Source organism: Streptomyces sp. ISL-1 (genome assembly GCF_018614585.1).
GTDB lineage: Bacteria > Actinomycetota > Actinomycetes > Streptomycetales > Streptomycetaceae > Streptomyces > Streptomyces maoxianensis.
In genome coordinates, this window is sequence record NZ_JAGGOI010000004.1 from 69,648 (window position 1) to 83,763 (window position 14,116).

The window sequence follows — 14,116 nt, forward strand, 5'->3', positions numbered from 1 at the left end:
GTCAGCTGTCCTTGCGCAGGGCGTGGGCGAGAAGGTCGAGGAAGGAGCGGTTGATGAGGCTCGATTCGGAGGGCCTCAGCGGGCGCCGGGACAGCATCGCGGCCTGCCCGTAGAGGGCTTCGGCGCTGGTGCGGGCCAGCTCGGTCGCGTCGATGGCGACGGCGGCGCGGACCAGCGGGTTGAGCTGGTTGAGGATCAACTGGGCCCGCGGTGCCTCTTGCCGCAGGGCGCCGAGGATGTCGCCCCACAGGCCGCCCTCCTGCTCACGGGCGAGCTGGGAGCGGGTGCGCTCGTGCCGGGCCTCGCGGCTGTCCACCAGGAGGGCGGGTGCGGAGGCGGGCTGAAAGGTGCGCAACGCGACGTCGCAGTCGAAGACGGCGAGGGCGTCGCGGGCCAGGGCGAGGTAGGCCGCGGCGGCCAGTTCCGTCTCCCGGTCGACGGGGTCGAGGTGGGCGGTGAGGGTCGCCGGGTCGAGGTCGGCGACGCTGACCTCGGGCCTGATCTCGGGCAGCCGGTGAACCAGCTCACGGTCGTAGGTGTAGCCGCCGTTGACGACGCCGAGCCCGGCGGCCGAGGCGATCGCCGCGACTTGCCGGAACTCCTCCACGCTGGACGTCACGAGCACGGTGCGGTGGGTGCGCGCGAACTCATCGAGGGTGGTGTGCCCGTCGGTGGTCTCGAACGGCAGCCAGGGCAGCAGCATCCGCAGGATTTCGTCGTCGTGCACCGCGAGCGACTTCACGGCCAGATGGTGGGCCTGGAGGAAGCGGGCGAGCAGGTCCGGGTCGCTGGCGGCGGCCCGGGCGATCCACGCGCGCAGCCGCTCGGCCAGGGCGTCGCGGACGGCAGCGAGGGTGTCGTCCTCGTACAAGGACTCGCGGGACGCCGTCGGGCGCAGGCTCTCGGCGTCGACGACGCAGCGGACGAAGAAGGCCCACTCGGGCAGTATCTCCTCGGCCTGCTCGGACAGCAGCATGCCCTTGACGTGCACGCGGTGGCCGTGACGGCGCCCGGCCGGCACCGCCTCGGGCAGCACGCACGCGATGCCCTTCAGGCCCACGGCCGGCAGGTCCAGCTCGATGGTGTCCAGCGGCGTGAACCCGAAAACCTCCTCGCCGTACGCGGCCAGCGCACGGGATCGGGCTCCCGGCGTGGGGTACGTACGCGCCCAGGGTGCCGACTCGGGGTTGACGGACGCGCCTGGGCTGCCCGTGCCGTCGTCGAAGGTCACCGGGTGGCGCAGCAGGGAGCCGAAGTGCCGGGCCAACGCGTGAACCTGCTCCGGGCGGGTCCACTCGCCCGCGTCGGTGCGCGGCGTCAGCGTGACGGTGGTGCCGGGCCGGGGGCGGGCGGAGGCGGGCAGGGTGCGGACGGTGTAGCTGCCGTCGCCGCGTCCCCGCCACTCCACGGCGGGGGCGTCGGGAGTGCTGGCGGAACGGCTCAGGACGTGGATCTCGTCCGCGACCAGGAAGCAGGAGAGCAGGCCGATTCCGAACTGGCCGATGAAGTCCCCGCGTTGCTCGGCGATCCGCTCGGCGCGCTTGCTGCTGCGGCCGATCGTGGCGAGGAAGGTGTGCACGTCGGCCTCGGTGAGACCGACGCCGTCGTCCTCGACGCGTACCACCGAACCGTCGGCGTACAGGCGGATGCCGAAGGCGTCGACGGGCGCGGCAGGTTCGAGGCCGCGCCGGGCGGTCAGCGCGTCCACCGCGTTCTGCATCAGTTCGCGCAGGTAGACGCGAGGGCTGGAGTAGAGGTGGTGGGAGAGGAGGTCGACGAGGCCGCGCAGATCCACCTGGAAGGTGCGGTCGGCGCCGGCCGGGTCGACGGCGGTGTCGGGAAGAGTCATCAGGCAGTCCGGAGTGGGAGGGGCGACGGGTGGCTGGCAGGCGGCACCGGGGCCGGCGGGTGCTCAGGCGCGGCGGTGGTGGCGGGCGAACTGCTTCTCGGGCTCCGCGAAGTAGGTCCATGGCCACTTGGTGTAGGCGCCGTCCAGCGTTTGGTAGACGCGCCGGACCGTGTGGCGCTCACCGGCCAGCGACAGGGCCATGGCGAACATGTTGAAGTCGTGCTGCCAGCCCGGGCGCCACGCGTAGGCGGGGTGGAGAATGCCGTGGTCGGCGGCGTCCCGCAACTCCTGCTGGATCTCGGGGGTCTTGAGGCAGTCCCCGCTGTCCGACTCCACCCAGTCCTCGATGTGCGCCATGGCGATCACGCAGCCGAGCCGGTGCCCCTGCGGGGCGCGGGCGAACGCGTCGCGGGCGAACGCCAGGGCCTCGCCGGGCTCGCCGCCCCAACGGGGCTGCAACTGCGACACCCACTCCAGGTGGGTCTCCAGGTCGAGTGGGTCGCGGCGCAGGGCGGCGTCGAACCGGGTCTCGTTGACGGCGGGGCCCAGCGACATGCCGCGGCCGGAGGTGAGGAGGCGGCGCCACGGAGTGACCCATTCCGGCCGCAACGCGGCGGCCTCGAGCAGCTGCTCCTCGGCGATGTGGAGCCGCTCGTGGAAAACCCGCCACTGCTCCTGCGTGACGTTCACGGCACGCTCGGCGGTGCGCGCCTCCCAGCCCCAGCTGATGTGGCGCGTCCCGGATATCAGCAGGGCCGTCGCCCGGTGCTCCTTGTCCTCCTCGACGGCCCGGCCGATCCAGTCCTGCACCCCGTCCAAGTCGGCCAGCTCACCGAGGACTTGGTGGTCGCGGCCGAGGTCGAAGGGCGCCAGCGCCGCCTTGACCGCAGCCCAGTCACCCGCGTCGGCCGCCTCCACCAGCGTGAGCACCCGCGTGTCCCCGAGCGCGCGCAGCGTGTACATCCCGTTCTTCTGCCTGCGCGGGACGGGCAGGGCGTGCGGATCCGCGACCGGTCTCTCCGCACCCCTGCCGAACAGCTTGCCGAACATGCCGCGCCCTCCCCTGGTCCCGCGTGATCGTCCGGTGCAGCATAAACGGCCCTACTGACACCGCTTCCACAGGGTTTTCACCGGCGCTTCACGGGCCCGGTCCGAGTCCCGTCCTCTCGCCCCTCCCGGTCGCCGCCGACACGTCTACGACTCCGGCTCGTGATCGAGCTGTTGTGGGCCCTGGCGGCCGAGCACGTGGGCGGGTGGACCGGAGACGACACGGCGCAGGGTACGGCTGTCCCCGAAACCAGTGGCGCCGCGGTCTGGGCGAGCAGGTTCCCGATGGAGACTCCAGATTCCGCTTCTCTGGAGTGGACGGCGGGCTGACAGGTCAGCCGACCGCCTCCCCGCCGGTCATCGCCGCGCCGTCCATGCGGTCGGCAGGGTGACGGCCCCTGGGCTGCTGCGGTTCCGGTTGTACGGGCATCGGCGGCAGGGGGCGCTCCATGGGCCGGGACGCCGTGACGGTGAGTGGCTCGCCGTGGTGCAGGATCTCCAGGGGGTCCCCCTCCACCAGGGTGTAAGCGGCTGCGGAGCTGCTGATGTCCACACGCAGCCTGCGCCCCTGCACCAGCACGGTGAACCGAAGGCCGGAGAGACGCTCGGGCAGCCTTGGGGCGAACCCCAGACTGCCCGCACCGCTCTCCCCGTCGTACTGCCGCATTCCTCCGAGCCCGAGCACCAGCGCCATCCAGGTGCCGGCAAGGGAGGCGATGTGCAGGCCGTCGCGGGTGTTGTGCTCCAGGTTCTCCAGGTCCATCAGGGCCGCCTCGCCCAGATAGGCATAGGCCAGCCGGAGGTGTCCCGTCTCGGCGGCCATGACGGCCTGGCAGCATGCCGACAGTGAGGAGTCCCGTACGGTCAGCTGCTCGTAGTAGGCGAAGTTGCGGGCCTTCTCCTCGGCGGTGAAGGCGTCGCCGCAGGTCAGCATGGCGAGGACCAGGTCCGCCTGTTTCACGACCTGCTTGCGGTAGAGGTCGAAGTACGGGAAGTGCAGCATCAGCGGGTACTGCTCCGGGGAGGTGTTGTCGAAGTCCCACCGCTGGAAGCCCGTGAACCCGGCCGACTGCTCGTGCACACCGAGCGTCTCGTTGTACGGCACGGCGATCCGGGCGGCGGCGTGCCGCCATGCGGCGGTCTCCTCGTCGTCGACCCCCAGTTCCTCCGCGCGTTCGACGTGGCGCACCGCCGCCTCCGCGGCGGCCACCAGATTCCGGCGCGCCATCAGGTTGGTGTAGAGGTTGTCGCGGGCGATGGCGCTGTACTCATCGGGGCCCGTGACGCCGTCGATATGGAAGACGCCCTCCGCGTCGTGGTGGCCGAGCGAGTGCCAGAGCCGCGCGGTTTGCACCAGCAGTTCCAGTCCCGGCCCCCGCTCGAACGCCTCGTCGCCGGTGGCGATCACGTACCGCAGCACGGCGTCTGCGATGTCGGCGTTGACATGAAACGCGGCCGTGCCCGCCGGCCAGTACGCCGAGCATTCCGCGCCGGTGATGGTCCGCCACGGGAACGCCGCTCCGGCCAGCCCGAGCTGATGGGCGCGGTCCCGGGCCGCGGGCAGGCTCGCGTGCCGCCAGCGCAGGACCGGGGCAACGGACTGGGGGGCCGTGTAGGTGAGCACCGGGAGGACGAAGGACTCCACGTCCCAGAACGAGTGCCCGTCGTAGCCCGTCCCCGTCAGCCCCTTGGCGGGGATCGCCCGTTCCTCGCCGCGGGCCGCGGCCTGCAGCACATGGAACAGCCCGAAGCGCACGGCCTGCTGGATCTCCGCGTCCCCGTCCACCTCGACGTCCGCGCCGGACCAGAAGTTGTCCAGATAGGCCCGCTGCTCGGCGAGCAGCCCGTCCCAGCCGGTGCTGCGGGCAGCGGCGACCGCGCCGTCGACCTGGTCGTGGACGGCGGGCAGCGACCTCTCCGCGGACCACCCGTACGCCACGAACTTCACCAGCCGCAGCCGCTCGCCGGGCGCCAGGGCGGCGGTGACCGTGAGTCTGCTGACGTCGGGCTCGCTCTCGGCCGACCAGGCCGTCCCCTCGGGGCCCTCGACGATGTGCTCGGCCGCGGCCGCCACCCGCTGGCCGCTCTTCCTGGTGCAGTGCACCAGGCGCAGCCGCGTGTCCTGGGCGAAGTCCTCCTCCGCCTCGAGCGGGGACTCGACCGCGGCCGAGACCCGCGGGTCGCCGGTGTCGTGCGGCATCTGCTCGTTGGCGACCAGCTCGGACTGGACAGCCACGGTGGCCCCGGCGTCCAGCGGCTCCACCTCGTACGCGATCGCCGCGATGGCGCGCTGGGTGAACGACACCAGCCGGTACGAGGTGATGCGGACGGCGCGGCCGCGCGGGGAGGTCCACTCCGCGGTGCGGCGGAGGACTCCTGTACGGAAGTCCAGCACCCGCTCGTGTGCCGTGAGTTCGCCATACCGCAGGTCGTAGGGGTGGTCGTCAACCAGCAGCCGGATGATCTTCCCGTCGGTGACGTTGATCATCGTCTGACCGGACTCCGGATAGCCGTAGCCGGCCTCGGCGTACGGCAGCGGATGCAGTTCGTGGACACCGTTGAGATAGGCGCCGGGAAGCCCGTGCGGTTCGCCCTCGTCGAGATTGCCGCGCCATCCGATGTGGCCGTTGGCGAGCGCGAACACGGACTCGCTCTGGGCGAGGACGTCGAGGTTCAGCTCGGTCTCGCGCAGGCACCACGGTTCGACCACGAAGCTGGGATGGGTGATCATCGTGACTCCAGCAGTTCGGCGAGATCGTTCACCACGATGTCCGCGCCGTGCCGCCGGAGCTCCGCGGCCTGCCCAGTCCTGTCAATGCCCACGACCAGGCCGAACCCCCCTGCCCGGCCGGCCTCCACGCCCGCCAGGGCGTCCTCGAAGACCGCCGCGGCACCCGGTTCGGCGCCCAGGGCACGGGCGGCGGCCAGATAGGTGTCCGGTTGCGGCTTGCCCCGCAAACGCTGCTCCCTGGCGACGATCCCGTCGATGCGCTCCTCGAAGAGATCCTCGATGCCCGCCGCGGCCAGCACATCGCGGCAGTTGGCGCTCGAGGAGACCACAGCACGCCGCAGACCCGCGTCCCTGGCGGCGCTCACATACGCCACCGAGCCCTCGTAGGCCTCCACACCCTGCTCACGGATCTTACGGAGCACCAGCGCGTTCTTACGGGTGCCCAGGCTGTTCACCGTCTCCCTGTCCGGCCCGTCGTCGGGCGCACCCTCGGGCAGCCGGACCCCCCGCGAGGCGAGGAAGGTTCGCACCCCGTCCTCGCGCGGCCGGCCGTCCACGTACTCGTCATAGTCGTGCACGGCGTCGAACGACTCGAAGGGAACGCCCTCACGTTCGGCGCGCCGGCGGAGGTAGTCGTCGAACATCTCCTTCCATGCCGCCGCGTGCACCTTCGCGGTGCGCGTGAGGACGCCGTCGAGGTCGAACAGGCAAGTGCGTACGTGATCCGGAAGCCCCAGCATGCCGTCGAGGCTAGAAGGGTGAGGCGGTCACCGGGGGCGGCAGATGCCGCCCGCCGCGCCACGCGTAGCCCGTGGGGATGATGCGCCGGTGTCATCCGGAGCAGCCGCGGGCGCGGCCGGGCACCGGGCCCGGCCGCACGGGGTCGCTCGCGGGTGTCAGTGAGCGTCCGGCAGGCTCCACCGGTAGGGCGCGATGAGCCGGTCGACCGACTCGGGGCCCCAGGAGCCCGGTGTGTAGAGCTGGACCGGCGGCGGGTTCTCCAGGAGCGGAGCGGATGCCTCCCAGAGCCGCTCGATCCCGTCGGAGCGGGTGAACAGGGACTGGTCCCCGAGCATCGCGTCCAGGATGAGGCGCTCGTATCCCTCCAGTGCGTACATCGAGTTGACGGAGTCGGCATAGTTGAAGACCATCTCGGCCTCACTCAGGCGCATGGCGGGTCCCGGCTCCTTCACCAGGAAACGGGCGGCGATCCGGCCGAGGTCAGCAAAATCGATCACCAGTTCATTGTTCCGGGATTCCGCGCCGCACTGCGCGGCCAGGGGGAACATGCGAAGCGCCGGCTCCCGGAAGCCGAGCGTCACGACGTGCCGCCCCTGACCGAGCGCCTTTCCCGAGCGCAGGTAGAAGGGCACTCCGGCCCACCGCCAGTTGTCGAGTTCGACACGCAGCGCGACGAAGGTCTCGGTGTCCGACCGGGGGTCGACGCCCGGCTCGTCGCGATAGCCCTCGTACTGGCCGCGGACGACCTGTGCCGGATCCAGCGGCCGCATGCTCTCGAAGACCTTCTCCTTCTCGTCCCGCAGGGGCTTCGCCGCAAGGGCGGTCGGGGGTTCCATCGCCACGAATCCCATGAGCTGGAAGAGGTGAGTGACGATCATGTCCCGGAAGGTGCCGGTCCCTTCGAAGAACTGTGCGCGGCCCTCGATGCCGATCTTCTCCGGCACGTCGATCTGCACATGGCTGATGTGGTCGCGGTTCCACACGGGCTCGAGGAAGCCGTTGGCGAAGCGGAGCGCGAGGATGTTGTCGACGGACTCCTTGCCGAGGAAGTGGTCGATGCGGAAGACGCGGGACTCGTCGAAGACCGCGTGGATCGTCGCGTTGAGGGCCTGAGCCGAGGGGAGGTCCGTACCGAAGGGTTTCTCCACGATGACACGGGCATTGTCGGCGAGGCCGGTCGCGCCGAGCAGCTCCACGACGGAGCCGAAGGCCTTGGGCGGCACGGCGAGGTGGAACAGGCGCCGGGGGTTGCCGCCGACGACCCGATCGGCCTCCCGTACGGCCTCCAGGAGCGGCTCTGGGGCGTCGGGGTCGGCCGCGCCGAAAGACAGCGCGTCCTCGAACTCCTGCCACGCCTTACCCTCGGGCTTCGACCTGCCGAACTCGGCGACCGCCTCCCGTGCCCGCTTGCGGAATTCGTCGTCGCTGAGCGCTACCTGGGAGGGCGCCGAGCCGATGACACGGAAGCGGGGCGGCATCAGCCCCGCCTTGGCCAGGTGGAAAAGCCCCGGCAGGAGCTTGCGCCGGGCCAGGTCGCCGGTCGCGCCGAAGAGCACGATGACGTGGTCCTCCGGGACCAGGGGACGGCTTTCGGGCTGGGAAGGGCCGGCCACGGTTCACCCCGCCTTCTCGGCGTGACCGCCGAACTCTCCGCGCATCGCGGACAGCAGCTTGTCGGTGAACTCGCCCAGCCCGCGCGATTCGTACCGCTGCGTCAGCGCAGAGATGATGACCGGGGCGGGCACGCTCTCGTCGACCGCCGCCAGGACCGTCCAGCGGCCCTCCCCCGAGTCCGAGACGCGGCCGGTGAGCGTGTCGAGCTCGGGCGAGCGCGCCAGCGCGTCGGCGACCAGGTCGACAAGCCATGAACTGACGACCGAGCCCCGACGCCACACCTCGGCGACCTCGGCGACGTCGATCTCGTACTGGTAGGCCTCCGGCTCGCGCAGCGGGGCGGTCTCGGCGTCGACGGCCCTGCGGTGCAGGCCCGCGTCCGCGTGCTTGATGATGCTGAGCCCCTCGGCGACGGCGGCCATCATTCCGTACTCGACTCCGTTGTGCACCATCTTCACGAAGTGGCCCGCGCCGCTCGGGCCGCAGTGCAGATAGCCCTCGGGCGCGGTCCCGTCGGCGCGGGTCCTGCCCGGGGTGGGCTCGACGCTCCCGGCGCCGGGGGCGATGGTGCGGAAGACCGGGTTCAGCCGTGCCACCGCGTCGTCCTCGCCGCCGATCATCAGGCAGTAGCCCCTTTCGAGGCCCCAGACGCCGCCCGAGGTCCCGCAGTCGACGTAGTGGATTCCGCGGGGAGCGAGCTGCTTCGCCCGCGCGATGTCGTCCCGGTAGTACGAGTTGCCGCCGTCGACGACGGTGTCATCGGGGTCCAGCAGCGCGGCCAGCTGGTCCAGTGTCGGCTGCACCACCCCGGCGGGGAGCATCAGCCAGACGTTCCTGGGCTTTTCCAGCTTGTCGACGAAGTCATGTAGCGAGGTGGCGGCCGTCGCCCCCTCCTTCTCCAGCTCCTGCAGGGCCTCCCGGTCGAGGTCGTAGACGACGCATCGGTGGCCGTCACGCATCAGCCGGCGCACGAGATTGGCGCCCATCCGGCCGAGCCCGATCATGCCGAGCTGCATGGGTGTGTCAGTGGTCATGTCCGGCTTCCCGTTCTTCTGAGCGCGGTAGTGACGGATGTGGGCGTTGACGGACGACTCGTGGCCGAGGTCAGGCTCATGTCCTCGCCTCCTGCCGGGACTCCACCAGCTCCCGTGCGACCTCGGCCACCCGCTGCGGGGTGAACCCGAACTTCGTGAGCAGTTGTTTCAGGGGCGCCGAGGCACCGTAGGTGTGCATGCCGACGACAGCTCCGCCGTCTCCCACGTAGCGGTCCCAGCCGAACGTCGATGCCTGCTCGATGCCGACCCGCGCGGTCACCGCCGGCGGCAGGACCTGGTCGCGGTACTCCCTCGGCTGACGGTCGAACAGCTCCCAGCACGGCATGCTGACCACCCGGGCCCCGATGCCGTCGGCTGCGAGTTCATCCCGGGCGGCCAGCGCCAGGGACACTTCGGATCCGGTGGCGAGCAGGATCACCTGTGGCTCGCCGGAGGGCGGGTCCGCCAGCACATAGGCACCGCGTGCGACACCCGAAGCGGCGGCCAGCCGCGTTCGGTCGAGCGTGGGCAGCGCCTGGCGGGAGAGGACCAGTGCCGCCGGCTCGTGGCGCAGGCCGGCGACCAGCCGCCAGGTCTCGACGACTTCGCCCGCGTCGCCGGGGCGGAATACCAGCAGTCCCGGCATCGCGCGCAGGCCCGCAAGCTGTTCGACCGGCTGGTGGGTGGGTCCGTCCTCGCCGACGCCGATGGAGTCGTGCGTGAAGATGTGGACGACCGGGATCTCCATCAGTGCGGACAGCCGGATGGCTGCCTTGGCGTAGTCGGAGAAGATGAGGAATCCCGACCAGTACGGCCGCAGCTTGGTCAGGGCCATACCGTTGGCGACGGCCGCCGCGGCGTGCTCCCGGATGCCGAGGTGGAGGTTGCGCCCGGACGGGCTCTCCGGCTGGAAGTCTCCCGCGCCGTCGAAGGTGAGATGGGTCTTGGTCGACGGCGCGAGGTCGGCGGAGCCGCCGAGGAGCCAGGGAACGCTCTGCGCGAGGGCGTTGAGCACCTGGGCCGAGGAGTCCCTGGTGGCCAGGCCCTTGGGATCGGCGGAGAAGTCGGGAAGCTTGCTGTCCCATCCGGCCGGGAGTTCACGGCGCTGCATGCGCTCCAGCTCGTCGGCGAGTTCGGGCCAGGCGGCGCGGTAAGCGTCGAACCGTTTTTCCCAGGCGGTGCGCAGTTGTGCACCGCGCGCACCGATGCCCTGGCCGAACCAGTCACGTACCTCTTCGGGAATCCAGAACTGCTCGTCCTCAGGCAGGCCGAGGAAGCGCTTGGTCGCCCGGACGCCGTCCGCTCCGAACGGTGCTCCGTGGGCCTTCGGTGAGTCCTCGACGGGTGAGCCGTAGCCGATGTGGCTGTGCACCAGGACCAGGGTGGGGCGCTCGGTCTCGGCACGGAAGGTGTGGAAGGCGCGGGCGACGGCGTCGAGGTCGTTGGCGTCGGCGACGGTGGTCACGTTCCAGCCGTACGCGAGGAAGCGGGCGGCGACGTCCTCGGTGAAGGTGAGGCTGGTGTGGCCCTCGATGGTGACCCGGTTCGAGTCGTAGATCCAGCACAGGTTGGACAGCTGTTGATGCCCTGCGAGCGAGGCGGCCTCCGAGGCGACGCCCTCCATCATGCAGCCGTCCCCGGCGAGCGCGTACACGTCGAAGTCGAAGAGGGGGAAGTCCTCCCGGTTGTACCGCGCGGCGAGCCACCTGCCGGCCATCGCCATCCCGACGGAGTCCGCCACCCCCTGGCCGAGCGGCCCGGTCGTGGCCTCTACACCGCTCGTCCAGCGGTACTCGGGGTGTCCGGGGCAGCGGGAGCCGAGTTGGCGGAACGACTTCAGGTCGTCGAGCGTCACCGCCGGCCGTCCCAGCACCTCGTAATCCGGGTCGACGGCACGGACGCCGGTCAGATGGAGCAGAGACCACAGCAGCGTTGAGGCGTGCCCCTCGGAGAGCACGAAGCGGTCGCGGTTGGGCCAGATCGGGTCCTGGGGATCGAACCGCAGGAACCGCTGCCAGAGGGTGTAGGCGACGGGCGCGATCCCCATGGGCGTGCCCGGGTGGCCGGACTGGGCCTTCTGGACGGCGTCCATGCAGAGACCACGGACGGTGTTCACCGACAGCGTGTCCAGGTCGGTCATGAGCGTTCCCCGATCTCGTTGGGCTCAGGTCGGTCCGCCGCCCGGCGCGCCCGGCGACGGCAGTCCGGCGTTGGGTGGGCCGCGCAGCGTTGGCGATCCTGCTCGGAGGATGCCGGGAGCGCCCGCTGCCACGTCTCATCCGCGACGGATGACATGCGTCAGGCGTGCGGAACGACGGCGACGGGACAGGGAGCGTGGTGGATCACCGCGTGGGTGACCGAACCGATGTGCGCGCCCGATGCCGCCCTGCGCCGGCCGACGACAACAAGTCCCGCATCGGACGCGGCCTGGACGAGGTGGCCTGCCGCCCGCCCCGGAGCGGTCTCCTCGGACACCTTCACGCCCGGGAACCTGTCCCGGTAGGGACTCACCGCGTCCGACAGCGCCGACTCCCGCTCCGCCTTGGTCCCCGGGTCGGGGCCGCCGTTGCCGGCAGCCGCGGAGTGGTGGTGAAGGCCCGGAAAGTGCCAGGTGTGCACGATGTGCAACGGGACGGCGTGTCGGGCCGCGAAGTCGAACGCGAAGTCGAGAAGTTCGTCCTTCACGTCGTGTACGTCCAGACCGAGGACCACTTTTCGGCGTCCATCGCCACCGGGGGCGCCGGCGCCTGCCTCGCGGTCGCCGTAATCCGGCCGTACGAGCACCATCGGGTGCTTCGCCTCCGCCACGACCTCCTGCCCCACCGAGCCGACGATGAAGCCGCCGACGGTGCCGAGCCCGGGCGACCCCAGGACGAGCAGGTCCGCGTCGGAGCCTGCGGCCAGCAGCGCCCTGGCGGGGGCGCCCTCGACCTCCTCCGTGGCCATGGGGACCCCCGACTGGCGCGCCCGGACGCGCTCCTCCATCGCGCCCAGCAGACTCTGCTCCCGATCGGTCCGGGTCTCGCGGGACGGCTTCACGGCCTGGAGCTGGTGCTGCGGCCACTGGGAGGCGTTCACCAGCCGCAGGCCGGTGCCGCGCGCCGCGGCCTCGTCCGCGGCCCAGTCCACTGCCGCCAGGCACTCGTCGGAGTCGTCCACTCCCACAACGACGGGTCGGGACATGCTGCTCTCCTTGCCTCGGGCTCTTGCGGGGGCCGTCACGAGGGCCGTCACGAGCATCCGCGCAAGAGGGCGCCTGATCAAGAAATTACCCATGCACCGAAAATGCCGCGATTCGGGGCATCACAGACAGTGAACCGTGCCCTCCGCGGGCGGCAGGCACCGCTGGTCCGTGCGCGAACGGCCGGCCCGGTCGCAGATGCTCACCTATCTCGTCCTGCGCGAGACCACACAGACCGCTCCGTCCCGTCTGAGCCAGGTGCCCGTCGCCCGTCGCCCGTCGCCCGTCGCCCGTCGCCCGGGACCGTACCGAACGGCGGCGGTCACTACGCGTGGGACTGAGTCCTGCCGGTCCGGACGGTGCTGGTGGAGTGGCCCTCCGATGAGACTGACCCGACCGGCTACTGGACCTCCAACCTGCCCGCCGCCACACCGATCACCCTGGTCACCGCCGCCCGGGCCTTCCTCACCCTCCACCGGTCCGCCCAAAAACCCGTACACCGGCCTGCCCCTCTGCCAAGTCCTCGACGCCATCCAGGATCTCCTGCGGTGCGGGCCGCAACCTGCACCACTGCGGACGGCCCCCTACCCACCACACCCAGCAGAAGAAGACAGCCCCCGACCTGACGAAGCACTACGAGCGGCGGCTCTCCGCGTCCGCGGCCCGCTCCGCCACGGTGATGCCCGTCCCCGTGGGTGCCCAGAGGGTCGCCGCGGAGAGCAAGGTCACGGCCGCCGATCCCATGAGTATGGGTACGCTGCCGAGCCAGGCGGCCAGTGCGCCGCCAGCCAGCGCCCCCACCGGTACCGTCGTGAGGAGCACCGCCTGCACGAGACCGGCGACGCGTCCCTGCATGCCGTCCGGGGTGACCAGTTGCTGCGTGGTGGTCATGGAGATCATCCACACGGTGCCGGAGAGCCCGTAGCAGACCTGGTACGCGAGCAGCACGGGGAAGGCGAGGCCCAGCGACGCGGCCGGGATCAGGAACACCGCCGCGCCCGCCGCAAGCCCGAAGATCTGCGTGGCCCGCCACAGCCCCGTGGTCCTGGCGAACCGTCCGGCGAGCAGCGCACCCGCCAGGGTGGCCGCGCTGTAGGCGGCGTATGTCGTTCCCAACTGCCAGGCGGGCAGAGCCAGATCGCGGGTCGCGTAGAACACGTAGAGCGCGGCCGCCGCGCCGCCGCCGAGGTTGAGTCCGGCTCCCGCCAGGACCATGCGGCGCAGCTGGCGCTCGGCGCGAACCACCGCAAGTCCCGTACGCAGCGAGCCGGCCAGGGACTTCGCGGGCGCAGGCTCCCGCGAACCTGCCGGGGTGTTCAGCGCGGCGGGCAGGGCAAGTAGGAACAGCGCCTCGACGGCGTAGGCCGCACAGCCCGCAAGGAGCGCCGAATCGGCTCCGAGGAGCCCGACCATGACGCCGCCGAGCGCCGGCCCGCCGATCTGTCCGCTCGTACGGGCCGCGGTCAGCGCGGAGTTGGCGCCCAGTAGCCGCTCCGGTCCGACGACGCGGGGCAGCGCCGCCTGGAGGGCGATCGAGAGCGTGAAGGTCAGGGTGCCCGAGATGGCGGCGACCACGTACAGGTGCGGCAGGGTGATGTGCTCCACGGCACCGGCGAACGGGATCGAGCCGACGACCAGGGCCTGCAGGGAGGTGACCCACACAAGCAGGCGGCGCAGCCGGATCCGGTCGACGAGCGCTCCGGCCAGCGGACTCAGCACGGCGCCGGGCAGATAGGTCAGTGCCAGCAGTGCGGCTGCCCCGAACGGTCCCGCGTCGAGGCCGGTCACGGCCAGCAGCGTCAGCGCAAGGGCGGTGATCTGCCGCCCGACCGAGCTGGCGACCTGCTCGCCGCACAGCAGCACGAAGGGACGGTGCCGATACAGGGGGACCGGCCCGTCGGCCGGCGCCGCGCCCAACC

General features: G+C 71.3%; 9 protein-coding genes. All 9 read right to left on the reverse strand.

What is annotated here, in order from left to right; all coding sequences use genetic code 11:
* Position 1: 1 nt before the first annotated feature.
* The 9 genes from J7E87_RS02355 to J7E87_RS02395 all read right to left on the reverse strand — a co-directional run bounded on the left by J7E87_RS02355 (position 2) and on the right by J7E87_RS02395 (position 14,114).
* Positions 2-1,849: an HSP90 family protein gene (locus tag J7E87_RS02355; protein ID WP_215089295.1), complete on the reverse strand. Its 1,848-nt coding sequence runs from the start codon at positions 1,847-1,849 to the stop codon at positions 2-4.
* Positions 1,850-1,912: 63 nt separating this feature from the next.
* The gene (locus J7E87_RS02360; RefSeq protein ID WP_215089297.1) at positions 1,913-2,899 is read right to left on the reverse strand and encodes a hypothetical protein; all 987 of its coding nucleotides are present in this window, start codon (positions 2,897-2,899) and stop codon (positions 1,913-1,915) included.
* Between the two features lie 331 nt (positions 2,900-3,230).
* Positions 3,231-5,627, reverse strand: a complete 2,397-nt coding sequence (locus tag J7E87_RS02365) for a glycoside hydrolase family 65 protein (protein ID WP_215089299.1) — start codon at positions 5,625-5,627, stop codon at positions 3,231-3,233.
* On the reverse strand, positions 5,624-6,367 hold the full coding sequence (locus tag J7E87_RS02370; RefSeq protein WP_215089302.1) for an HAD family phosphatase: 744 nt from the start codon (positions 6,365-6,367) through the stop codon (positions 5,624-5,626). The genes J7E87_RS02365 and J7E87_RS02370 overlap by 4 nt, the downstream gene beginning before the upstream one ends.
* 156 nt (positions 6,368-6,523) lie before the next feature.
* Positions 6,524-7,981, reverse strand: a complete 1,458-nt coding sequence (gene zwf, locus J7E87_RS02375) for a glucose-6-phosphate dehydrogenase (protein ID WP_308312818.1) — start codon at positions 7,979-7,981, stop codon at positions 6,524-6,526.
* Between the two features lie 3 nt (positions 7,982-7,984).
* Positions 7,985-9,016, reverse strand: coding sequence for a phosphogluconate dehydrogenase (NAD(+)-dependent, decarboxylating) (gene gnd, locus J7E87_RS02380; protein ID WP_374195123.1), 1,032 nt, complete (start codon positions 9,014-9,016; stop codon positions 7,985-7,987).
* Positions 9,017-9,092: 76 nt separating this feature from the next.
* The gene (gene tkt, locus J7E87_RS02385; RefSeq protein ID WP_215089304.1) at positions 9,093-11,156 is read right to left on the reverse strand and encodes a transketolase; all 2,064 of its coding nucleotides are present in this window, start codon (positions 11,154-11,156) and stop codon (positions 9,093-9,095) included.
* Between the two features lie 158 nt (positions 11,157-11,314).
* A complete protein-coding gene (locus J7E87_RS02390; protein WP_215089306.1) occupies positions 11,315-12,199 on the reverse strand; it encodes a universal stress protein in 885 nt (294 codons plus the stop codon).
* Positions 12,200-12,830: 631 nt separating this feature from the next.
* A complete protein-coding gene (locus tag J7E87_RS02395) occupies positions 12,831-14,114 on the reverse strand; it encodes an MFS transporter (RefSeq protein ID WP_215089308.1) in 1,284 nt (427 codons plus the stop codon).
* Positions 14,115-14,116 lie beyond the last annotated feature (2 nt).